Origin of the sequence: Paracoccus onchidii, from assembly GCF_028294535.1 — a bacterium.
Classification (GTDB): domain Bacteria; phylum Pseudomonadota; class Alphaproteobacteria; order Rhodobacterales; family Rhodobacteraceae; genus Paracoccus; species Paracoccus onchidii.
In genome coordinates this window covers 61,483-82,937 of record NZ_JAQBIE010000014.1, presented here as the reverse complement: position 1 = coordinate 82,937, position 21,455 = coordinate 61,483, and the positions used below count along the sequence as shown (strand labels likewise).

General features: G+C 61.1%; 20 protein-coding genes. 13 read left to right on the top strand and 7 right to left on the bottom strand.

Annotated elements, in window-relative coordinates; genetic code table 11:
* Positions 1-9: 9 nt before the first annotated feature.
* Genes PAF17_RS12280 through PAF17_RS12265 form a run of 4 tightly spaced genes read right to left on the bottom strand, consistent with a single transcriptional unit; the run spans position 10 to position 3,612 of the window.
* Complete coding sequence (locus PAF17_RS12280) at positions 10-852, bottom strand: carbohydrate ABC transporter permease (RefSeq protein WP_271889395.1); 843 nt, start codon at positions 850-852, stop codon at positions 10-12.
* Positions 852-1,733, bottom strand: a complete 882-nt coding sequence (locus PAF17_RS12275; RefSeq protein ID WP_271889394.1) for a carbohydrate ABC transporter permease — start codon at positions 1,731-1,733, stop codon at positions 852-854. The genes PAF17_RS12280 and PAF17_RS12275 overlap by 1 nt, the downstream gene beginning before the upstream one ends.
* On the bottom strand, positions 1,730-2,887 hold the full coding sequence (locus PAF17_RS12270) for a Gfo/Idh/MocA family protein (protein WP_271889393.1): 1,158 nt from the start codon (positions 2,885-2,887) through the stop codon (positions 1,730-1,732). The genes PAF17_RS12275 and PAF17_RS12270 overlap by 4 nt, the downstream gene beginning before the upstream one ends.
* Positions 2,884-3,612, bottom strand: a complete 729-nt coding sequence (locus PAF17_RS12265) for a copper homeostasis protein CutC (RefSeq protein ID WP_271889392.1) — start codon at positions 3,610-3,612, stop codon at positions 2,884-2,886. Before PAF17_RS12265 ends, PAF17_RS12270 begins: the two co-directional genes overlap by 4 nt.
* 154 nt (positions 3,613-3,766) lie before the next feature.
* On the opposite strand from PAF17_RS12265, the gene PAF17_RS12260 reads away from it, so the two are divergent.
* The 7 genes from PAF17_RS12260 to PAF17_RS12230 are packed head-to-tail and all read left to right on the top strand — an operon-like array spanning position 3,767 to position 12,168.
* A complete protein-coding gene (locus PAF17_RS12260; protein WP_271889391.1) occupies positions 3,767-4,672 on the top strand; it encodes a transcriptional regulator in 906 nt (301 codons plus the stop codon).
* A complete protein-coding gene (locus PAF17_RS12255; RefSeq protein ID WP_271889390.1) occupies positions 4,611-5,690 on the top strand; it encodes an SIS domain-containing protein in 1,080 nt (359 codons plus the stop codon). The genes PAF17_RS12260 and PAF17_RS12255 overlap by 62 nt, the downstream gene beginning before the upstream one ends.
* Entirely contained in the window at positions 5,687-6,580 is an 894-nt protein-coding gene (locus PAF17_RS12250) for an ROK family protein (protein ID WP_271889389.1), read from the top strand. The genes PAF17_RS12255 and PAF17_RS12250 overlap by 4 nt, the downstream gene beginning before the upstream one ends.
* Positions 6,577-7,833, top strand: coding sequence for a class II D-tagatose-bisphosphate aldolase non-catalytic subunit (locus PAF17_RS12245; RefSeq protein WP_271889388.1), 1,257 nt, complete (start codon positions 6,577-6,579; stop codon positions 7,831-7,833). Before PAF17_RS12250 ends, PAF17_RS12245 begins: the two co-directional genes overlap by 4 nt.
* A gap of 50 nt (positions 7,834-7,883) precedes the next feature.
* On the top strand, positions 7,884-8,924 hold the full coding sequence (locus PAF17_RS12240; RefSeq protein WP_271889387.1) for an N-acetylglucosamine-6-phosphate deacetylase: 1,041 nt from the start codon (positions 7,884-7,886) through the stop codon (positions 8,922-8,924).
* Entirely contained in the window at positions 8,921-10,813 is a 1,893-nt protein-coding gene (locus PAF17_RS12235) for a beta-N-acetylhexosaminidase (protein ID WP_271889386.1), read from the top strand. Before PAF17_RS12240 ends, PAF17_RS12235 begins: the two co-directional genes overlap by 4 nt.
* Positions 10,810-12,168, top strand: a complete 1,359-nt coding sequence (locus PAF17_RS12230; RefSeq protein ID WP_271889385.1) for a M81 family metallopeptidase — start codon at positions 10,810-10,812, stop codon at positions 12,166-12,168. Before PAF17_RS12235 ends, PAF17_RS12230 begins: the two co-directional genes overlap by 4 nt.
* A gap of 25 nt (positions 12,169-12,193) precedes the next feature.
* Here the strand turns inward: PAF17_RS12230 and uxuA are convergent, their stop codons facing one another.
* Complete coding sequence (uxuA, locus tag PAF17_RS12225; RefSeq protein ID WP_271889384.1) at positions 12,194-13,408, bottom strand: mannonate dehydratase; 1,215 nt, start codon at positions 13,406-13,408, stop codon at positions 12,194-12,196.
* A 116-nt stretch (positions 13,409-13,524) separates the two neighbouring features.
* On the opposite strand from uxuA, the gene PAF17_RS12220 reads away from it, so the two are divergent.
* The 5 genes from PAF17_RS12220 (at position 13,525) to PAF17_RS12200 (ending at position 19,360) form a co-directional block, all read left to right on the top strand.
* Positions 13,525-14,229, top strand: coding sequence for a GntR family transcriptional regulator (locus PAF17_RS12220; protein ID WP_271889383.1), 705 nt, complete (start codon positions 13,525-13,527; stop codon positions 14,227-14,229).
* Positions 14,230-14,360: 131 nt separating this feature from the next.
* On the top strand, positions 14,361-15,386 hold the full coding sequence (locus tag PAF17_RS12215; RefSeq protein ID WP_271889382.1) for a TRAP transporter substrate-binding protein: 1,026 nt from the start codon (positions 14,361-14,363) through the stop codon (positions 15,384-15,386).
* A 57-nt stretch (positions 15,387-15,443) separates the two neighbouring features.
* Entirely contained in the window at positions 15,444-17,294 is a 1,851-nt protein-coding gene (locus PAF17_RS12210; protein WP_271889381.1) for a TRAP transporter large permease, read from the top strand.
* 12 nt (positions 17,295-17,306) lie between these two features.
* Positions 17,307-18,347 (top strand): Gfo/Idh/MocA family protein, encoded by a 1,041-nt coding sequence (locus tag PAF17_RS12205; protein WP_271889380.1) that lies wholly within the window; start codon positions 17,307-17,309, stop codon positions 18,345-18,347.
* Entirely contained in the window at positions 18,344-19,360 is a 1,017-nt protein-coding gene (locus tag PAF17_RS12200) for a Gfo/Idh/MocA family protein (RefSeq protein ID WP_271889379.1), read from the top strand. Before PAF17_RS12205 ends, PAF17_RS12200 begins: the two co-directional genes overlap by 4 nt.
* Here the strand turns inward: PAF17_RS12200 and PAF17_RS12195 are convergent.
* Both PAF17_RS12195 and PAF17_RS12190 read right to left on the bottom strand, forming a co-directional pair.
* Positions 19,351-19,764 carry a type II toxin-antitoxin system VapC family toxin gene (locus PAF17_RS12195; protein WP_271889378.1) on the bottom strand — a complete coding sequence of 138 codons (414 nt, stop codon included), beginning with the start codon at positions 19,762-19,764 and terminating at the stop codon, positions 19,351-19,353. The two genes, PAF17_RS12200 and PAF17_RS12195, sit on opposite strands and share 10 nt — an antisense overlap.
* Entirely contained in the window at positions 19,761-20,003 is a 243-nt protein-coding gene (locus PAF17_RS12190; protein WP_271889377.1) for a type II toxin-antitoxin system Phd/YefM family antitoxin, read from the bottom strand. The genes PAF17_RS12195 and PAF17_RS12190 overlap by 4 nt, the downstream gene beginning before the upstream one ends.
* A 226-nt stretch (positions 20,004-20,229) precedes the next feature.
* Between PAF17_RS12190 and sorT the strand changes: the two genes are divergently transcribed.
* Positions 20,230-21,411 (top strand): SorT family sulfite dehydrogenase catalytic subunit, encoded by a 1,182-nt coding sequence (sorT, locus tag PAF17_RS12185; RefSeq protein WP_271889376.1) that lies wholly within the window; start codon positions 20,230-20,232, stop codon positions 21,409-21,411.
* Positions 21,412-21,455: the final 44 nt, after the last annotated feature.

The window sequence follows — 21,455 nt, the reverse complement described above, 5'->3', positions numbered from 1 at the left end:
TGGTGGATTTTATTCTTTGACCGCGCCCGCCGTGAGGCCGGCGACGATGTAACGCTGCAAGAAGATATACAGCAGAAGAACCGGCAGAATGCCGACCAGGCTGGCCGCCATCAGCTGGTTGTAGACGACCTGCTCGCGACCGAAGAATTGGTACAACCCCATCGCCAGCGGATGATAATCATCGATGGAATTGAAGGTCAGCGCGAACAGGAATTGCTGGGCATAAGCGGTGATGAAGACCGTGATCGACACCACCACGATTCCGGGTGCCGCAACCGGCAGGATCACCCGCCACAGCGTATACATGCGCGAGGCGCCATCGACAAAAGCCGCCTCTTCCAGTTCCTTTGGAATCCGCAGGAAATAGCTGCGCATCAGGAAAATGCCCGTGGGAACGGAAAATGCCGCGCCCGGAATGATCATCGCCCAATAGGTATTCAGCAGGCCCAATGTCAGCATCAGCTTGTAAAGCGGCACGATCAGAACCGCTGCGCCGATCATGTTGATGGCAAGGAATGTCGTCAGGATGCCATTGCGAAACCGGTATTCGAAGCGCGACACCGAATAGGCGGCGGGAATGATGCAGATCAGGGCCAGCAACGTGACCGCGCAAGACATGAAGAACGAATTGAAGATATAGCGCGGCAACTGCGGCACGCTGGTCCACATTTCGATATAGGCGTCGAACGTCATGTCAGGCGTGTAGAAACGATAGGGGGCGCGAAACACGGAATCCAATGGCCGCAACGACACCATGATCGCCTCGGCAAAGGGTGCCAGGATGAATGTCAGGAAAACCAGAATACCCGCATAGAGACCCAGTTTTTCCCACCACTTGTATTTGTCGATCATCACTTTGCTCCGGCTTTGCGGCCAGCGCGGGCCATCAGCATCAGGTTCACGGCGGAAAACGCCGTCAGACACAGAAGGATCATCACCGCCCGGGCCGAGCCTTCGCCAAACCGGAAACGGCTGATCGCGGTCTTGTAGGTATCGATGATCATCGTGGTCGTCGCGCCACGCGGCCCGCCTTCGGTAAGGATCCAGATGATGTCAAAGGAATTGAACGTCCAGATCGCCGACAGCAGCCCCATCGTGAAGATCGATGGGGCCAGTAACGGCAGGGTTATCCGCCGAAACCGATAAAAGCGGCTGGCACCATCAACCCAGGCCGCTTCGTGCAGCTCTTTCGGGATCGATTGCATCGCCGCCAACAGATACAGCGCGACCAGCGGCGTGCCGACCCAGACATCGGTGACGATGGTGGCAAAGAACGCCGAATTCTTATGCGCCAGAAATTCGAACGGTCCTGACAACATCCCGATCTTCTGGGCCACACCGGAAATCATGCCAAACTGGCCGTTATACATCCATGACCACATGAAAACCCCAATCGCGATTGGCACGATCCACGGCGGCATGATCAGAATGCGAAACAGATTGCGCCCCGGCAAAGCCGCGTTCAACAAGACGGCACCGATCGTCCCGACAATCAGCTTGAGCGCGACACCGAAGAACATCCAGACAAAGGTCCGCTGGATGACCTCGAAGAAATCGTCTTCGAAGATCTCGATATAGTTCTCGAAGCCGACATATTCCTCGCCCGGGCGCAGCGAAGCATTGGTCAATGACAATCTGAACGTTTCGAAAAGCGGCCAGGCCACGATGGTCAGCGTCAGAAGAAACGCCGGCAGCAAGAGCAGATAGGGAAAACTGTCAAAACGTCGGGTCATGCGAAAGCCTTTGCGCTCAATGCCATATCAAGTTTGGCCCAGACAGGCGCCAGATCGACAACCCTCATTCCGGCCATTGCCTGATCCATCGCCATGGCCGTAATCCCGGCCTCAAGCGCGTCGACACAACCAAGCGGCAACGCGGCGGCCTCACCGCGGACATAGGCCATGATATCCCGCGCCATCGCCCGGTCCGCGCCATAATGTCCCTGATCGGAGGTGGCTGCATCCGTCACCGGATCCAGATCACAAATGCAATCACCCAGATCCGATCCGGTCACCCGAAACCTGTTCCGGATGAAATCGCCCTCGGCCATGCCATCGCGGCCGATCACCGCGAAACGGCGAAACTCGTCGGGCACGTTCAGGTTGGTATGAAAGGTCAGGGCGGCGCCATTTTCATATTGGACGATGGCAGTCTGGTAATCGACAATATCGCCCTGCCCTGAAAAGGCGTCGTCCTGTCCATTCCAGCGCGGCGACATCCGCGCCAGATAGGCGGGCGCCCTATCGGGACGGTGTTGCGGCACATACTTCTTGCGCCCCCCGAAACTGGCCACATGCATCGCCCGGGCCCCGACCACACCTTGGTACAGATCGATGTCATGGCAGCATTTCTCCAACATGAAACCGCCGGAGAATTCGCGATTGCGCCGCCAGTCCCGCATGAAGAAACTGCCATGGTAGGGCGCGATATGTTCCGATGCCTCGATGGACATGATCTCGCCCAGATGGCCATCGGCCTGCGCCTGCCGCAGCGCACGATACAGCGGGGAATATCGCAGGACCAAGCCGACCATCAGGCGGCGATGCCCGTCATGGCGCGCGATCAGTTCAGCCAGTTCCAACGATTGATCGATCGTCGTCACCAGCGGTTTTTCCACGAAGATATGAGGGGTGTCTGATTGCAGCGCGTGCCGAATATGTTCCAGGTGCAGGTGATTGGGCGACCCGATCATCAACATGTCGAACCGCTGCGCCGCAAGCATCTGTTCCGCCGTGTCGTAACGCGCCACGGGCTTGGACCCCAATGCGCCGATGCGGGCATCCGACGGGTCGGCGACCGCCGCGAATTGCAGGTCGGGCGCGACATCACGAAATTCCGGCACCAGCGCCGCGATCCGCGCGCCCAGTCCGATAACGCCCACATTCATGCCGTCGCCCTCCATTCCTGACAATACTTCCTCAAGCTCGCAACCTTGTCGGGGCAGGTGACGTTGCGCGCCTCGATTCCTATTCCCGTACAGTCCTGTTGCGTCGCATCGACAACGCTGCAGGACCCGTGCAAGGCATCGACACCTGCAGCAAGCAAACATCCCGCCGACCCTATATCGACACCTGAACCGGCCATGATCTCTATGCGGCCATCGGCACGCTCGCAAAGCGCAGCGATCCGTTCGATTCCGTCCAGCGCGGTTGCCGCACCACCCGACGTCAGCACGCGCGCCACGCCAAGATCAATTACCTGCTCCAGAGCGGCAAACTGGTCACGACAAAGATCGAAAGCCCTATGAACCGTCACCTGCATATCGCCCGCCGCGGCGATCAACCGGGACATTGCGCGCAGATCCAGATCGCCATCAGGGGTCAGAACACCGATGACGATCCCCGCCAGACCAAAACTTTGCGCCGCTGCAATGTCGCCCAGCATCGCGTCCAGCGTCCCCGGGCGCAAAACAAAATCCCCGGGCGCGGGTCGGATCATCGCATGACAAGGCAGCCCCGTACCTGCAGCAACCGACATCAGCCCGGCCGAAGGCGTAAGCCCACCAAGCCCCAACGCCGCACACAGCTCGACACGATCCGCGCCGCCCTGCCCCGCACAGGCAAGCCCATCCGTGCTGTCGACACATATTTCCAGTTGCCGCGATTGACGCATCAGCCCTGCCAAAGTCCGTTCTCAGGAAAGAACTTTAGCAAAGCAAAATTAAATCGCAAGATTTTTTATTTTTACTAAACTTCTTGCGCAGATATATTTACTTTGGCACAATGCCTAAGCAATGCGTATTTAGGTTGACTAAGGTTCCATTCACATGTCTTCCAGCTCCACCCCTGCAGACTTGGTTGCCACCATTTCGGAACGGCACAGCTCGCTCAGCCCCAAGCTGGCAGGAATAGCCGCATTTGCACTGAAGAACCCCGAAGCATTCATCCGCAAGACCAGCCGTGAAATCTGTGCCGAGCTAAAGACATCCGAACCGACCCTGATCCGCTTTTGCCAGGTGTTCGGCTATGCCGGCCTGTCGGATTTCCGGATCGACCTGGCGCTTGGACTGGCAGGCAGCCGGCAAGGCTTTGTCGAACCACTGGCGGGGGATCGCAGGCTTGCCAATGCCGAAGCGAAGCAAAGCATCGCCCGCCGCGCCGCGCGCCTGGTGGAACAGGATCGTAGCCTGCTGGTCGACAATGGCTCGACCGCGGAAATATTCGCCGCATCGTTGCGCGATGTTCCGGCAATGACCATCATGACCACCGGCATCTGGGTGGCGCAGAACGCCTTGTCCCACGGCCATCACACCGTCATGCTGACAGGGGGGCGCATTCGCCCCAATGCGATGTCGATGACCGGGCGCATGGTCGAAAGCAGCATCGGTCAGATGCATTTCGACACTTTTGTCATGGGCGCCGCCTCTATTGATGCCGATCACGGCCTGTCCACCTTTCAGGAGGACGAGGCCCATAATACCCGCTTCATGCTCGAGGCTGCCCGCCGGGTCATCGTTCTGGCCGACAGCACCAAGTTCCACAAACCCAGCCTGCATCGCATTTGCGCAATGGACCATGTCGACATTCTTGTGACCGATCTGGCCAGCGACGATCCGCGATTTACCGCCCTAGAGGCGCAAGGCACCAAAATTATAACCACCAGGACAACCGATGACACCAACGCCGAAACTGCCCCAGACCGCGACCTGGACCGAGATTCAGGCTCAGCCTGACATCTGGCGCGATTGGAGCGGCACCCTTGCCTCTCAAAGCCGCGACATCAGGGAATGGATCGCCGAACGCGGCATCGACACCGTCTGGCTGGTCGGGGCCGGGACATCCGCCTTTATCGGCGGCATCATCGCCGCTGAACGCACCGATCTGCGTATCGAGGATCGCGCCAGCACCGATATCGTTTCCTGTCCGCAGGATTGCCTTGCCGCGAACGGAAAGATTCTGGTCGTCCAGTTCGGGCGTTCGGGCAACAGTTCGGAATCGGTGGGGGTTCTGGACCTGCTGGACAAGCACCGGCCTGATATCGACCGCCTGCACATCACCTGCAATCCAGACGGAGCGCTGGCAACCCGCCCTGCACCCGGTCCGGGACAGATGCGGGTTCTCAGCCTTCCCGAAGCCACGCATGACCGCGGCTTTGCAATGACGTCAAGCTTCAGCACGATGTTGCTGTCCGCGCTGGCCTGCCTGACCGATTTTGATCCGGCCCGGATCCCCGAACTTGCCGAACAAGCCCGCAGACTGATTGACCAGCTGGCCGCGGACAGCGATATCATGCGCCCGGAACGTGCGGTTTTCCTTGGGTCCGGCGCACTCAGATCCCTGGCGCGGGAAAGCGCCCTGAAAGTTCTTGAATTGACGGCCGGGCAGACGGTCACCCAATGGGACAGCCCGCTGGGTTATCGCCACGGACCGAAGGCCGCGGTCAATGACCTGACGCATGTCTATGTCAGCCTGCATCCCGATTTGCACACCTCGCGTTATGATCTGGACGTTGCCGAGGAAATTCGCAGCCAGTTCCCGGACATTCGCGTCACGACGATCGGCCGCGGCGGCGATATAGACTTCGCCGGCACCGGCGACGCGCGCGCAGATGCCGTGTTGCATGTCCTGCCGGCACAGATCAGGGCCGCGCAATGGTCTGCCGAGCTCGGCTTGCCGGTGGATGATCCGTTTCAGGGGCGAAATCTCAGCCGCGTCGTCTCGGGCGTCCAGCTATATGACTGGCAATCATGATCTGTGGCGGGATTGACCTTGGGGGCACCAAGATCGAGGCACGCCTGTTCAGCGGCCCGCAAACCGAGACCATCGACCTGCGCCGCATTCCGACCCCACGCGGCAGTTATGACGAGCTGTTGGCGGGATTGGAGGAACAGATCGCCTGGCTGGAAGAGCGCGCAGGCATTTCCGGCCTTCCGGTCGGCATTGCTGCCCCCGGCGTGATTGACCCCGATAGCGGCAAGATGTTCACCGCCAACCTGCCAGCTTCGGGGCATTCGATCCGCCACAGCCTGAATGCGCGCCTTGGCCGTGACTTTCCGGTGGTGAACGATTGCATGGCCTTTGCGCTGTCCGAGGCCCGCGGCGGCGCAGGTCAGGGTTCGAACAGTGTCATGGGGCTGATCCTGGGCACAGGAGTCGGCGGTGGTTATTGCGTGGACGGCGCGTTCCCCCATCGCCACGGCGGCCTGGCGATCGAGATTGGCCATGTTGCCTTGCCGGCTTCGGCAGTTGCGCGCCATGACCTGCCCTTGTGGCGTTGTGGATGTGGACGAACGGGCTGCATGGAAACGGCCGTCTCGGGTACGGGGCTCAGCAACATCGCACAGCATGTGCTGGGCGAAAGGCTAAGCGGCCAGGACCTTGTCGAACGAGGCGCCGAGCAGGTCTTTGACATCTGGGCCGACATCACCGGGGAATGCCTACTGACCATTCAACTCATGCTTGATCCAGATTGCATCGTTCTGGGTGGCGGCCTGTCGAATCTGCCTGATGTCGTCGCGCGGCTTGAACACGGGCTGGCGCGTCATGCGTTGGCAAACACCAGAACCCCAAAGCTTGTGCGCGCCCGTCACGGCGACAGCTCGGGCACCAGAGGCGCCGCTTTGCTGGCGAAGGGAAAATGACTGCACTTGACACGATTATCCGCGACAACCGTACCCGCAACGGTGCGGCGCTGCCTTCGATCTGTTCCGCGCATCCGGACGTTCTGACAGCATCGCTTTTGCTGGCCGAGGAACTGGACCGCCCCCTTCTGATCGAGGCGACCTCGAACCAGGTCAATCATCAGGGCGGCTATACGGGCATGACGCCCTCCGATTTCATCGCCACGCTGCGCAAGCGGGCAGAAGCGTTGGGAACAGATGCCGACCGGCTGATGTTCGGGGGCGATCACCTGGGGCCGCAAGCATGGAAGCATCTGGCTCCTGAACAGGCCATGCAGGAAGCCCGCGACATGATTTCCGCTTATGTCAGGGCCGGCTTCTCCAAGATCCATCTCGACTGTTCGGAAGGATGCGCCGGCGAACCCGCAGCACTGACCGACGCACCTGCAGCGGCACGCGCAGCCGAACTTGCCGCCGTGGCCGAGGCCGCAGCCGCAGATCCCGCGCAGCTTCGCTATATCATCGGAACCGAGGTGCCCCCGCCCGGCGGCGCCCGCCATGATGACGAAGGTATCGCCCCCACCCCGCCCGAACGGGCAAGTGCCACACTGATTGCTCATCGCGATGCCTTCGCAGCCGCAGGTCAGCAAGAGGCGTTCGGGCGCGTACGCGGGCTGGTCGTGCAACCCGGACTGGAATTCGCCCCCGCTCATGTCGATCGATTTGACATGTCGTCGCCCGATCATCTTTCCGACGTTCTGGCCCCCTATCCTGACCTATGCTTCGAGGCCCATTCCACCGATTATCAATATCCCGAGGTTTTTGCCGAACTGGCAAAGCGCAACTTCGCCATCCTGAAAGTCGGCCCCGCCCTGACCTTCGCCTGGCGCGAGGCGCTTTATGTCCTGTCCCATATAGACAGCTGGATGAATGGAACGGCACATATTTCCGACCTGACCGAACATGCCATGACCGCATCCGCAGGATACTGGAAAAGCCATTATCACGGAGACCCCGCCCATCAGCGCCTGATGCGGCATTTCGGCTTGGCCGACAGGATACGCTATTACTGGGCACAACCGGATGTCTTCGTTGCGGTTCAGGACCTGCGCGACCGGATGAATACGACCCCGCCGCCGATGCCTGTGCTGGCGCAATATTTCGACGATCGGACCATTGCGCGGGCGCAATCATTGCCGATCTGCTTTGCCGATGCGCTGCTGGTTGCACATGTCCAGCGGGCATTGCTGCCATATTATACCGGAGCGGCATGATGTTAGTGGGAACAAAGGCCCTCTGGCGGGAGGGCAGGCTTTCCCGGGACATGGCGATCGAGATCGCCAACGGCAAGGTTGCCGCCTTCCGCCCCCTTGGCAACGACACGGCGGACCTGCAGGTTGGGTTGATCTCGCCGCAATTCGTTGACTTGCAGGTCAATGGCGGCGGCGGTGTCATGGTGAACAGCCAGCCGACACCCGACGGCTTGCGCGCGATTGCCGCCGCACATCGAAGCTGTGGGACCGGTGCGATCCTGCCCACCGTCATCACCGACAGCCACGACGTGATCGAGGCCGCAGCTGAGGCCGCCCTTGCAACGCAGGGCGAACCCGGTCTTGCGGGCCTTCATATCGAAGGTCCGCATCTGGCCACCGAACGCCGCGGCACCCATGATGCGGCCAGAATCCGCCCGCTTGACCTCAAGACCGTTTCGCTGGTCGAACGGTTGCGCGCGGCGAACCTGCCCGTCATGATCACACTTGCCCCCGAATTGGCCGATCCCGACCTTTTCGCGCGCCTGGTCGCCAGCGGTGCAATCGTGTCTGGCGGACACACCCAGGCCACCGCCGAGGAAACGCGCACCGCACTGGACCGCGGCCTTGGATGTTTCACGCATCTCTACAACGCCATGCCGCCCATGACCTCGCGCGCGCCGGGCATTCTGGGCGCGGCCCTGAATTCGGATGCCCATGCCGGAATCATCGTCGACGGCATTCATGTCACCTGGGACATGATCAGGATCGCATTGCGGGCGCGCCCCCGCAAAGGCCTGACCTTCGCCGTATCCGATGCCATGGCAACCGTCGGCGGCCCCAACCATTTCAACCTTTACGGCCAGAAGATATTCGTGCGCGACGGCGCGCTGATCAATGCCGAAGGCTCTTTGGCGGGCGCACATATCGATCTTGTGAAATCACTTGCCAATCTGGTCAACCATGTCGGCCTGCCACTGGACGAGGCAATCGAAATGGTCTGCGACATCCCCTGCCGCGTCATGGGGTTGCCGGCCCCGGCGCTGCCTCTGGGCTGCGCCGTCACCGATCTGAACATTCTGACCAACGACTTCCGGAAACTGGACATCTCATGACGCTGCATCTGACTCAAAGCTGGTCCCCCGCGCCACAAGGCACCAAGGGCAGCTTCCATTTCTGCCTGACCAATCTGGGCGGCGCGGCAATTCAGATCGCGAAATTCTGCTATACCTCGCTGGGTCGTATTGACGAAAGCTCGGTGGTCACCGGGGGAACGGTCGCGCGCAATTACGGTAGCTATGTCGAGATTGTTCCTGACAATGGTCGCCTGGACCTCGAGCAAACATGGGAGCTGAAACTGGTCGGGCTGGTCTATGGGGCATCGAACCGGTCCCAGGGCGTGATCACCGCATGGGTGGAAACCGAAACCGGCGAAACGCTGGACATCACGATCGAAGACCTTCTGCCCGAACATGACACCCCCGGCGGTGCGGGCAAAGACTGGCCCGCCGGAAATGCCGAAACCCCGCTTGGATTGTTGCCTTGGCCACAAGACGCGCAGATTGACGCCTGGCATGACGATCTTCCACGGCTTTATCCGGCACCGGGCAGTGACCTTCGGCCATTCTTGCAGATCGCCCGGCTGCACCAACGCCTGTTCCCCACGGCTCCAACCGTTATTGGCATCCAACCCGCTACCGGTGGCACCGCGATCCGGGCCACGATGGATACGACATTGCCTGCCGAGGGCTATCGCCTGGTCTTCGGCGACGAAATCGATCTGGCATACAGCACACCCGACGGCCTGCGCCACGGTTTGATCGCCTTGACGCAAATGGCTCATAGCGCGGCAACCGACCGACGCTATCTCTTTCCCCGCGCGGGGGTGATCACCGATGCGCCCCGTTTTGAATGGCGGGGGCTGATGTTCGATGTCGCGCGCAATTTCTTTCCTGTGGATGTGAATCTGCGCCTGATGGATATCATGGCATGGTTGCGCATGAACCGGCTGCATTGGCACCTGACCGATGACGAGGGCTGGCGGATTCCGTCAAAGGCATTTCCCACCCTTGGCACAATCGGCGCGACGCGCGCGCAAGGCGCCCCAATGCCTCCGCAATATGGCGATGGACCCAATGGGCAAAGTGGCGCCTATAGCGCAGAAGACATCGCAACCGTGCTTGATCACGGTCGGGCGCTGGGAATTACCGTGATACCCGAAGTCGAAATGCCCGGCCACGCAGCTTCATTGCTGGCCTCGGTGCCCGGACTTGCTGATCCGGAAGAACCAGCATGCAGCTATCGTTCGATCCAGGGCTTCACGAACAATGCGCTGAACCCCGGCATTGCAAGGTCCTATGACGTGGCGGAAACGCTTCTGGACGAGGCTGCCGAGCTGTTTCCCTGCGATATCGTTCATGTGGGTGCCGACGAAGTCGACCTTTCGGCCTGGGCCCAATCCCCCGCAGCGCAGCGGTTTGCCAAGGAACATGGCCTGTCAACGACACATGAGTTGCAAGCCTGGTTCCTCCGTCATGTTCAGGCCCATCTGAAGAAATCCGGGCGCCGCATCGGGGCGTGGGACGAAGCGGCCGAAGGCGGCGGGATCGACCCCGACGGCGCCGTCATGTTTGCGTGGCGCACCAAGGAAAAAACGGCCGAACTGATCGAAAAGGGTTATGATGTCGTGGCGACGCCCGGTCAGGCCTATTATCTGGACATGGTCGAATCCGAAGGTTGGAACGCTCGTGGAATTTCATGGGCCGGGGTATCGACCCCCAGTGCCAGCTATGCCCATGACGTCAGTGCAGGTCTGCCCCAAGGGCCGGGGCGCCTGCTTGGCGTTCAGGCCGGAATCTGGTGTGAATACCTGCATGATGTCCAACGCATCAACGCCATTGCCTTTCCCCGTCTGGCAATCGTCGCCGAAGCCGGCTGGACCCCGGCGGAAAGCAAATCCGCGCCGCGCTTCTTCGCCCTGTCCCATATGGTTCCACAACTATGAAACGTATCGCGATCGGCGGATTGCACACGGAATGTTCCAGCTATTCACCGCTGGAACAGGTGGCAGCGGATTTCACCAGAACCGAAGGACAGGCGCTGATCGATTCCGTGCCCTTCGATTTTGGCGCATGTGACATGCAACCGCTGCCCCTCTTTCATGATCGCGCCGTGCCGGGCGGTCCGGTTGCGGTGGCGACCTTTGCGGCGATGCGCAACGAGTTCATGGAACGCTTGCGCGCTGCCCTGCCGCTGGATGGGGTCCTGTTGCTGATGCATGGCGCGATGTTCGTGCCCGGGATCGAGGATCCGGAGGGCGACTTTATCGCGGAGATTCGCAGGATCGTCGGCCCGCAAGCCATCATTTCGGCCGCATTCGACCTGCACGGACAGATCACGCAGCAAATATGTGACAAGCTGGATGCCTTTGCAGCCTATCGCACGGCCCCACATATCGACACGGCCCAGACATGGGGGCGTGCGGCGAAACTGCTGAGCGATGCGTTGAATGGCGGGCCGCGCCCGACGATCTGCCGTCAGGCGGTCCCTATCCTTGTGCCGGGCGAGATGTCATCGACCTTTGTATCCCCCTGCAATCGCCTTTATGCGGCGCTACCCCTGTTCGATCAGCGTCCCGGAATCTGTGATGCCAACCTGATGATCGGCTATGTCTGGGCCGACACCGCGCGCGCAACTGCCGCGGCGGTCGTCACCGCCACAGATCCCGTTGCCGGGCAACAGGCGGCCCGCGAAATCGCGGCTTCCTATCGGGATGCGCGGGACGAACTGGTCTTTGACAGCCTGGCCGCCCCGCTGGAGGATGCGTTGCGCCATGTTGTCGACAGCCCCGCCATACTTGCCGATAGCGGCGACAACCCCACCGCCGGCGGAGTCGGAGATCGGGCAGATGTTCTTGCAGCCGTCATGGACCAGCAAGGTCTGGGCACGGTGTTGGTCGCTGGAATTGCCGACCCGGCCGTGTTTCGCCAGCTGGCCGATGGCGCGACCGAAGTGACCCTTGGCGGCGGGATGGGGGGCGGAGGCCCGCAAGTCACACTGACGGTGCATGATTGCCGGATCATCAACGAATGCGCGATCATGGTCTGCCAGGACATCACCGTCATCGTCACTGCAATCCGGCGGCCATTTCATGATATAGCAGATTTCGACAATCTGGGCCTGCCGCTGGACAGCTATCGGCTTTTGGTGGTCAAATCCGGGTATCTGTCACCCGACCTTCGGGCAATCGACCGGCAACAGGTCATGGCCCTGACCGACGGCGCGGTATGTCAGCACCTGACACGTCTGGAAAACCTGCACCGTCCTGCGGGAACGTGGCCATTTGACGAACTTGGGTGACAACATCCATGCCCGGCACGCCACATCATCCGTGGCGCGCCGAGCCATGGGAAAGCGCCGCGATGATCCCACGCAATTCCGCCAGTCCCTTGAGACGCCCGATGGACGGATAGCCGGGCTGCGCCCTGCGCCCTAGATCATCCAGAATGTCCTGCCCATGATCTGGTCGAAACGGGATCGAGGCATCGACCCGACCTGCCCCGCGGCGGCGTTTTTCTTGCCTCAGGACAGCATCGATCAGGGCAACCATGTCGCAATCCCCGTCCAGATGCGCAGATTCGTAAAAGCTGGTTTGCAGATCGGGGCTTTCCCGTTTGACGTTTCGCAAATGCAGAAAATGCACGCGATCCCCCAACCTCTCCATCATGCCGGTCAGATCATTGTCCGGCCGCGCGCCCAATGAACCGGAACACAGCGTGACACCATTCGCCATGACATCGACGGCCTGAAGAATGGTGGCGTAATCGCCCTCGGTCGACATGATGCGGGGCAAACCCAGCAAAGGCATCGGCGGATCATCGGGATGGCAGCAAAGGCGCATTCCCAGATTTTGTGCGACCGGGGCAACCTCGGACAGAAAGTCAACCAGGTTTGACCGCAAACCTTGCGCATCCACGCCTGAATAGGCCGCCAGCTGATCGCGCAGATCTTCGAGGGTGAAGCTCTCGGCGGCACCGGGCAGTCCGCAGAGGATGTTGCGCACCAATCCGTCGATCAGCGAAGCATCCATTCGCGCAAACTTTTTTCCGGCATCCGCAACAATCTCTGGATCATAGCTTTCTGCCGCGCCTGCCCTGCGCAGGATGTGAATATCGAAAGCTGCGAAAACAGTCAGGTCAAAACGCATGCAGGTCGCGCCGCTTGCCATCGGAAAGGCCAGATCCGTCCGGGTCCAATCCAGCACCGGCATGAAATTGTAGCAGACAACATCAATTCCCGCGGCGCCAAGATTGCACAGTGATTGTTTCCAGGCCTCGATATGGGCGCGCCAATCCCCGCTTTGACGCTTGATATCTTCGGACACCGGCAGGCTTTCCACCACCTCCCACTTCAATCCCGACGGCCTTCCCGCTGGGGTCACGGCTATTTCGGCCTGACGCTGTGCGATTTCCGCCGGATGCCAGACCGATCCGGTCGGGATGTGATGCAGGGCCGACACAACCCCTTCGACACCCGCCTGCAGGACCGAGTCGATCGTCACGCGATCCCTGGGACCAAACCAACGCCAAGTTTGCCTCATGAATACTCCCCCCTCCCTGAAAGACACAGGCGGCGCCTGCGCTTGCCAACCGATATGACGTCAAATCTGTTGACTAGTATGGTGGTAATCTTGCACGCTTCTATCAGGGAGGAAAGATGAACCAGGCTTCGACACCAGCAGAACCGGCAATCGATCCAAGCAGACCGGTCAGTCCGCAGCTGTTTGAACGCCTGCGTCATCGCATCGTTTCCTGCGCATTGGAGCCCGGCACTAGATTGTCCGAGGTGGACATCGCGGCGCTGTATCGCACCAGCCGCCAACCGGTGCGCGAGGCCTTCATCAAGCTGTCCGAGGCAGGGCTGATAGAAATCCGCCCCCAACGTGGCAGCTTTGTCAGCCGCATCGACATCGGTTCGGTCATCGCGGCGCAATTCGTCCGCGAGGCGGTCGAGGCGGATATCGTGCGCGCCGCCTGCCGTCGCGCCGAGAACGCTATGCTGTCCGAGCTGGAGGCCAACCTGACCGCCCAGCAAGAGGCGGTCGATAACCCCGCCCCCCAGACCTTCATGGACCTGGACGAGGCATTCCATCGCATGATTGCCGACATTGCCGGACAAGGTGCCGGCTGGGGATTTCTGGACATGTTGCGCACCCAGATGGACCGCGTCCGCCACCTGACCGCCAGTCAGCTGCCCCGCCAGATCCTGATCGAACAACACCGTCAGATCGCCGACGCAATCAAGGCCAGGGACGCAGATCGCGCTGAACAGAAAATGCGGCGTCATCTCCGCAGGGTTCTGGATGACATTCCCGTTGTCGCGGCGGCAAAGCCCGCGTTTTTCACCGAGGAACCGCAGTGATGACCGCAGAAACATACCTTGCCGCAGGAGCCGCCGAAAAGGACTAGCACCGACGAATTCGCCCGGAGGAGGCCGGGCGTCTGATCTGACGCACCAGCACAACGTGCGCGGAAAACCAAAGGGAGAGAGGAATGACCATTCACAAAGCAAGGTTTGCACGCCGCAGCGTGTTGCAACTGGGCGCGGCCGCACTGGCGACGCCGACGCTGATGCGATCAGCCTGGGCGCAGGACAAGTTCGTCTGCAAGATCGCCCATTCCGAGGCGATCGGTTCGCCCTTCACCAATGCGTTCGACAAATGGGTGGCGATGCTGAACGAACGCAGCGAGGGGCGCATCGATGCCCAGCATTTCCCCGCCAGCCAGCTTGGCGGTCTGGCCCAGCTTCTGGAAATGAGCCGCATCGGCACCATTCAGGTGACCGCCGCCGGCCCCGACAGCGAAGAGGCCATCGCCCCGGAAATCGCGGCGACCGCCGGGGCGCCGGGTTTCATCTACAAGAACGAGGCCCATGTCGACGCCGTGTTGCAAGGGGATATCGGTCAGGAAATCAGCCAGATCGCGCGCGACAAGACCGGCGTTGAATTCATCGCCTATGGCGAGGTGGGCTTTCGCCACCTGCTGACCAAGGATCCGGTTACCGATCTGGACAGCCTGCAGGGCGTCAAGCTGCGCGTCCCCGAGGTTCGCATCTGGGTCGATTTCTGGAAGACCCTTGGTGCCAACCCCACGCCCCTGCCCTATTCCGAGCAATATTCCGCACTGTCGACCGGGGTGATCGACGGGCTGGATTCGGATTATTTTTCGGTGCTGGGCTTCAAATGGCACGAACAGGCCAAGAATATCTTGCCAACCTATCATTGGTTTTTGCCCAAGGCGATCCGCATGAATGCCGCCTGGCTGGATCGCCTGCCCGCCGATCTGCAGGATCTTTGCCGCAGTTCCGCACAAGAGGTCTTTGCCGAGCAGCGCAGCATCAACCGCGCCGGGGCCGATCAGGCGCTGGAGGATCTGAAGGCGGTGGGTTGCGTCGTGCATCCGTTCCCCGACGACGAAAAAGCAAAATGGGAAGACAAATCCGCCGTCCTCTTCGAGCAGTTCGGCGCGACCAGCCCCGAAACCGCCCAGATGATCGCCAAGATCCGCGCCTTGGGCTGATCGCTGTGCTGTCTGCCCCGCAACCCCGACGCGGGGCAGAAACAGGGAGGAACGAAATTGGATGATGCGACACCGATGCCGGGCGTGACAGCCCTGCCCTATCGCCTTGTGGTCAAGGCGCTGGAAACCATCGCCGTTCTCTTGATGCTGTGTGCGACGGGGGTGGTCGTTCTTCAGGTCTTTTGCCGCTATGTCCTGAACGCGTCGCTGCCCTGGCCCGAAGAGGTCGCGCAGTTCTGTTTCGTCTGGGCGGTGTTTCTGGGCATGGCGGTCCTGACCTTTCGCGACCGCCATATCGCCATATCGCTGTTCGTCCCAAGGCTGCCCGCCAGAACCCAGACCGCGCATCGCGTCTTTCTGCGGGTGATGACGGTGATCTGCTGCGTGATCCTGTTGGTGCACGGGATCGATTTCATGAACCGCACGATGCAGGTGATGCCCGCCATCAGGGTGCCGCTGCGCTATCTGTTCATGGCGGTCCCGGCGGGCAGCGCGATCACCCTGTTGCTACTGACCAGTCCGATCCGCGGGCTTGGCAGCCAAAGCGGGATCGTCACGCTGGCCGCGGGCATCGCGGGCTATTTCCTTCTGCGTCAGGCGGGCGGATTGCTGCCGGGCGACGCCAGCAGCACGGCCATCCTGATGATCGTTTCGATGCTGCTGATCTTTGCCGAACTGCCCATCGTCTTTGCCCTGATCCTGGGGTCCTTTGCCGGACTGACGCCACTGCCCGACCTGATGATGGTGACGATCACCCAGACCATGTCGGGGGCGCTGAATTCATTCACGCTTCTGGCAATTCCCTTCTTCATTCTTGCGGCGGCGGTGATGAATGCGGGGGGTATCACCGGACGTATCGTGGATCTGGCTTATCATCTGGTCGGGCATTTTCGTGGCGGTCTGGCACAGGCCAATATCGTGACCAGCGTGATGCTGGCCGGGGTGTCGGGTTCGTCCACCGCCGACGCATCGGCCACCGCCAAGCTGATGGTCCCCGAGATGGAGAAATACGGCTACAGCCGGTCCTTCAGCTGCGCTCTGACCGCCGCCTCCTCGACCCTGGCGAACATGATCCCGCCGGGGCTGGGCCTGATCATCTATGCCGCGCTGGCCTCGGTTTCGGTCGGGGCGCTGTTTGTCGGCACCATCGTGCCGGGCATCCTGACCGCGCTGGCGCTGTCGGTCGTGGTCTGGATCATCTCGGTCCGCAAGGGCTATGGCGCGAATGCGCGACGCTCGGACCGGTCGGCGCGGTGGCGGTCCTTCCTGCTGGCGACCCCGGCGCTGTGCCTGCCGGTGATGATTGTCGGCGGCGTCCGTTTCGGGGTGTTCACCGCGACCGAGGCCGGGGCCATGGCCTTTGTCTTTTCTCTGCTTTGCGGCGCCTTCGTCTATCGTGGGTTGACAGCGGCCGACCTGTCCGAGGCGTTCCGCGACGCGGTCGAGGATACCGTCGCCGTCGCGGTGATCATCGCCGCCGCCTCGCCCTTCGCGTGGATCCTGACCTTTGAACAGACCCCCCAGAAGATCGCCGAATGGCTGGCGGCACTGACCGGGAACCGGATCTATCTTCTGTTGCTGATCAATCTGTTCCTCGTCTTCGTCGGCCTGTTCATCGAAATGATCGCCGCCATGGTGATCCTTGTGCCGATCCTTGTGCCCGTGGTGGTGGCGGCAGGCGTGGACCCGCTGCAATTCGGGATCATCATCGTGATGAACCTTGTCATCGGGGCGCTGACGCCGCCGCTTGGCGTGCTGGTCTTTACGGCCGCGCGGGTCGGCGGCGCACCGTCGACGGCGGTGTTCCGCGCCATCCTGCCGTTCATCCTGGCCCAGGTCGCCATTCTTCTGCTGGTGACCATGATCCCGCAAATCACGCTGTTGCCGATCCGGATGTTCGGCCCCTAGGGAAAGCAAAACATGACTGACGCACCAATCGCGACGCTTGCCGTCATCGGCCTTGGCATGGCCACCAAACCCCATCTGGAGGCGCTTGAGGAATTGCGCGGCAAGGTGAATGTCTCGGGCGTGTTCAACCGCACCCGCGCCAAGGCCGAGGCGGTCCGCGATACTTTCGGCTTTCCGGTTTTCGACAGCCTTCAGGCCATCGCCGACGATCCCGCGACCGATGGCGTCATCATCGCGACGCCGCCCAACCAGCGCGCACAGATCGTGGCGGTCATGGCCGCGGCGGGCAAACATATCCTGATGGAAAAACCGATCGAGCGGACGCTGGTCGCCGCCCGCGATCTTGTCAAGGAATGCGCGGATCGGCAGGTTACGCTTGGCATCGTGTTTCAGCACCGGATGCGACAGGGGGCGCGGCGGCTGCGGCAGCTGGTCGATGGCGGTCAGCTGGGCGAACTGGCCCTGATCCGGGCCGAAATCCCGTGGTGGCGCGATCAGGCCTATTATGACGTGCCGGGGCGGGGCAGCTATGATCGTGACGGCGGCGGGGTCCTGATCTCGCAGGCGATCCATGTGCTGGACCTGATGCTGAGCCTGACCGGCCCCGCCAGATCGGTGCAGGCCCTGACCGCCACCACCCGCATGCACCGGTTGGAGGCCGAGGATTTCGCCACCGCGGGCGTCACCTTCGACAATGGCGCGGTGGGGTCGATCGTCGCGACCACCGCCACCTTTCCCGGCGAACAAGAACGCTTGATCATCGACGGCACCCTTGGCACGGCCGTCCTGACCGGCGGCAGCTTGGACGTGCACTGGCGCGACGGTCGCAGTGAAACGGTCGGCGATGTTTCGGGCACGGGCGGCGGGTCGGATCCGATGGCCTTTCCCTGCGACTGGCACCGCGACCTGATCCATGATTTCGCGCAATCCATCCGCGACCGCCGCCCGCCCTGCATCACCGGCCACGAGGGTCTGCGCGTCCACCGCCTGATCGACGCGATGACCCGCTCGGCCGCGACGGGCAGCACCGTCAATGTCGAGGATACACCATGACCCCCCTGCGCTTTGCCGCCCTTGGCCTGGATCACCGCCACATCTATGGCATGTCGCAGGGAATGATCGACGCGGGCGCGGAACTGGCCGCCTGGTGGACCGAGGGCGACCCCCAGCCCGTCGCGGGCTTTACCAAGCGCTTTCCCGACGTCCCGCGCGTGACGCAGCTTGACCAGATCCTGAACGATCCCGCTATCGCGCTGGTGCTGATCGCCTGCCGCCCCGACCAACGCGCCGATCTGGCGATCCGGGCCATGCAGGCGGGCAAGGACGTGATGGTCGACAAGCCCGGCTGCATCACGCTGGACGAGCTGCGCCGCCTTCAAGACACAGTGGCCCGGACGGGCCGGATCTGGTCGGTCAATTTCTCGGAACGGTTCGAGGTTCCTGCCGTCACCGCCGCGACCGAACTGGTCAGGGCCGGCGCCATCGGCACGGTCATCCACACCACCGGCCTTGGACCGCACCGCCTGAATGCCCAGACCCGTCCCGACTGGTTCTTCAATGCGGCGACCTATGGCGGCATCCTGACCGACATCGCGTCGCATCAGATCGAACAGTTCCTGCATTTCACCGGACAAGAAGACGCCGAGATCACGATGGCGACCGTCGGAAACCATGCGAATCCGGATCATCCCGGTTTCGAGGATTTCGGAACACTGGCCCTGCGTTCCGGCTCTGCTCAGGGGTTTATCCGCGTCGACTGGTATACTGCGGATGCCTTGCCGAACTGGGGTGACGGACGGCTGTTCATCGCGGGGACCAAAGGCCAGATCGAGCTGCGCAAATATGTGGATATTGCTGGCCGCCCGGGGACGGATCACCTCTATCTGGTCAATCAGGATGAATGCACATATGTCGATTGCAGCAAAAGCGATCTGCCCTATTTCCGAAATCTGATGCAGGATATTCTGCTGCGCAGTGAAACAGCCTGTCCGCAATCGCGAACCTTCAGGGTCTGCGATCTGGCCATCCAGGCACAGGAAATGGCCCTGAAACGCGATCAGATCTGAGCAAGCGGATCAAACAGCCTTGCCCCAGTTGGCAGAAAATCAGCCGTGTTATGCGTGACGACCACCGCATCGCGCACAAGCGCCTGCCCTGCGATCATAAGGTCGGCGCCCGGATGCCCGATCCGGGCAGACAGCTCGCCCCATTTCAGCGCATCCTGAGCTGAAAATTCCAGAATCCGATCCGAAAAAACACGAACCGTTCGTTCAAGCCATACGCGCAGGTCACGGGCGAAATCCGGGTTCTTTCGTTCCTGCAAAACAATGCCGCGTTCGATTTCACCCAAGGTGATCACGCTCAGGAAAAGCGTTGCTTCATCCTGCGCGGCCAGCCATTTCGCAAGCAGTGGCGCACGTTCGACCCGGCGCGCCTGCGAAATCACATTCGTATCCAGAATGTGAATCAAAATTCCACATCGCGCGGCTTGGAACCCGCCCGGGAAAAATCCATTTCAGGATATGACAGCAAGTGGTCCTGAAAGCTTTCGCGACGGGCTTTTGCGGCGTCGACAAGGCGCGTATATTCATCCGCAGCCAAGACCACGACCGCCGGTTTTCCCCGCCGCGAAACCCGCTGCGGATGCCCGGCCAAGGCCGCTTCCACGACCGCACTGAATTTGTTCTTTGCCTCTTGAAGCGACAACATCGAACTCTCCTGTCCAGCTAACTAGACAGATAGGAATTTCCCGCCCGCTTGTCAAGAATTTGCCCCCCCTCGGGTCGGCACCTCGTCGTCCCGATCAGGGAATTTGCATGGATGTGAAAAAAAGTCGCACCCCAAGGGAATAATCCGCCTTTCCCAGACGTCAGAAATCTAGCGGCGATTGCATTTCGATGCAGGCCGAACAGCGAATACCCGAAGGAGGAGAGCCATGGCGCTGCTACAAAACATGAAACGCAGGCATTTCTTGGTTGCGGCGGCAGGCACTGCCGCCACCGCGGCATCCGGTGTGCCGGCAATGGCGCAGGACGGAAACGAACTGCCCGATTATGTCGCCTGGAAAGACGCAAACGACCTGATCGTTCATTCCAAGCAAACTCTGGAAACCCGCCGCGCCGCACAGGGCGCTGCACTGATCACGCCCAGCAATGATCTGTATATCCGCAACAACCTGCCGGCACCATCGGACGAGATCGTTGCCGATCGCGATGCCTGGGAAATTTCGTTCGAGGGGGTCGCAAATCCTGCAACGATGACCCTGGCTCAGCTCAAGACAATGGGCGTGGAAACCGTCGTCTCGGTTCTGCAATGTTCGGGCAATGGCCGCGCTTTCTTTGCGCATGAGACAAGCGGAACCCAATGGTCCGTCGGTGCCGCTGGTAATGTTGTCTGGACGGGCGTGCCGCTGCGGGCAGTCATCGACGCCCTGGGTGGTGAAAATGCCGAACTGCCCTGGCTGACCGGTACCGGCGGCGAGGAAATCCCGCCCGGAATCGACCCGACGACGGTCATGGTCGAACGTTCGGTGCCGAAAGAGGCGATCGACCAGGCCATTCTCGCCTGGGAAATGAATGGCGAACCGATCCCGCTGGCACATGGCGGACCACTGCGCCTGATCGTGCCGGGATATTTCGGCGTGAACAACGTAAAATACCTGAAAAAGCTTGCACTGACCGCCGAAGAATCGCCGGCAAAGATCCAGCAGTCCGGCTATCGCCTCCGCGCCGTCGGCGAAAAAGGCAATGCCTCGCAACCGTCGATGTTCGAGATGTCGGTCAAATCCTGGATCACCTCACCGCTGATGGATACGGCTTCGGGCAAGGTGCAGATCCACGGCGTCGCCATGGGCGGCACCTCTGCACCGTCCAAGATCGAGGTTTCCGTCGATGGTGGCGAAACCTGGACAGAGGCCAAGTTCATCGGACCGGATATGGGTCCATATGCATGGCGCCCCTTCGTCCTGATCGCCGAACTTGCTGCCGGCGATCACGTTCTGGCCAGCCGCGCGACCAATGCGGCCGGCGATAGCCAACCCGCCGATTTCGAGCCGAATGAACGTGGATATGGCAACAATGGCTGGCGCGCCCACGCAGTTGACGTAACCGTCAGCTGATACGAACGACGGGCCGGCAAAATGCCGGCCCCATCTATCCCACA

What these genes read in the sequence shown, in the direction of transcription:
- PAF17_RS12250 (WP_271889389.1), top strand. Translation starts at nt 5,687, where the DNA reads ATGATCTGTGGCGGGATTGACCTTGGGGGCACCAAGATCGAGGCACGC.
- PAF17_RS12235 (WP_271889386.1), top strand. Translation starts at nt 8,921, where the DNA reads ATGACGCTGCATCTGACTCAAAGCTGGTCCCCCGCGCCACAAGGCACC.
- PAF17_RS12245 (WP_271889388.1), top strand. Translation starts at nt 6,577, where the DNA reads ATGACTGCACTTGACACGATTATCCGCGACAACCGTACCCGCAACGGT.
- PAF17_RS12240 (WP_271889387.1), top strand. Translation starts at nt 7,884, where the DNA reads ATGGCGATCGAGATCGCCAACGGCAAGGTTGCCGCCTTCCGCCCCCTT.
- sorT (WP_271889376.1), top strand. Translation starts at nt 20,230, where the DNA reads ATGGCGCTGCTACAAAACATGAAACGCAGGCATTTCTTGGTTGCGGCG.
- PAF17_RS12270 (WP_271889393.1), bottom strand. Translation starts at nt 2,887, where the DNA reads ATGAATGTGGGCGTTATCGGACTGGGCGCGCGGATCGCGGCGCTGGTG.
- PAF17_RS12265 (WP_271889392.1), bottom strand. Translation starts at nt 3,612, where the DNA reads ATGCGTCAATCGCGGCAACTGGAAATATGTGTCGACAGCACGGATGGG.
- PAF17_RS12200 (WP_271889379.1), top strand. Translation starts at nt 18,344, where the DNA reads ATGACCCCCCTGCGCTTTGCCGCCCTTGGCCTGGATCACCGCCACATC.
- PAF17_RS12255 (WP_271889390.1), top strand. Translation starts at nt 4,611, where the DNA reads ATGACACCAACGCCGAAACTGCCCCAGACCGCGACCTGGACCGAGATT.
- PAF17_RS12230 (WP_271889385.1), top strand. Translation starts at nt 10,810, where the DNA reads ATGAAACGTATCGCGATCGGCGGATTGCACACGGAATGTTCCAGCTAT.
- PAF17_RS12260 (WP_271889391.1), top strand. Translation starts at nt 3,767, where the DNA reads ATGTCTTCCAGCTCCACCCCTGCAGACTTGGTTGCCACCATTTCGGAA.
- PAF17_RS12220 (WP_271889383.1), top strand. Translation starts at nt 13,525, where the DNA reads ATGAACCAGGCTTCGACACCAGCAGAACCGGCAATCGATCCAAGCAGA.
- uxuA (WP_271889384.1), bottom strand. Translation starts at nt 13,408, where the DNA reads ATGAGGCAAACTTGGCGTTGGTTTGGTCCCAGGGATCGCGTGACGATC.
- PAF17_RS12190 (WP_271889377.1), bottom strand. Translation starts at nt 20,003, where the DNA reads ATGTTGTCGCTTCAAGAGGCAAAGAACAAATTCAGTGCGGTCGTGGAA.
- PAF17_RS12205 (WP_271889380.1), top strand. Translation starts at nt 17,307, where the DNA reads ATGACTGACGCACCAATCGCGACGCTTGCCGTCATCGGCCTTGGCATG.
- PAF17_RS12275 (WP_271889394.1), bottom strand. Translation starts at nt 1,733, where the DNA reads ATGACCCGACGTTTTGACAGTTTTCCCTATCTGCTCTTGCTGCCGGCG.
- PAF17_RS12215 (WP_271889382.1), top strand. Translation starts at nt 14,361, where the DNA reads ATGACCATTCACAAAGCAAGGTTTGCACGCCGCAGCGTGTTGCAACTG.
- PAF17_RS12280 (WP_271889395.1), bottom strand. Translation starts at nt 852, where the DNA reads ATGATCGACAAATACAAGTGGTGGGAAAAACTGGGTCTCTATGCGGGT.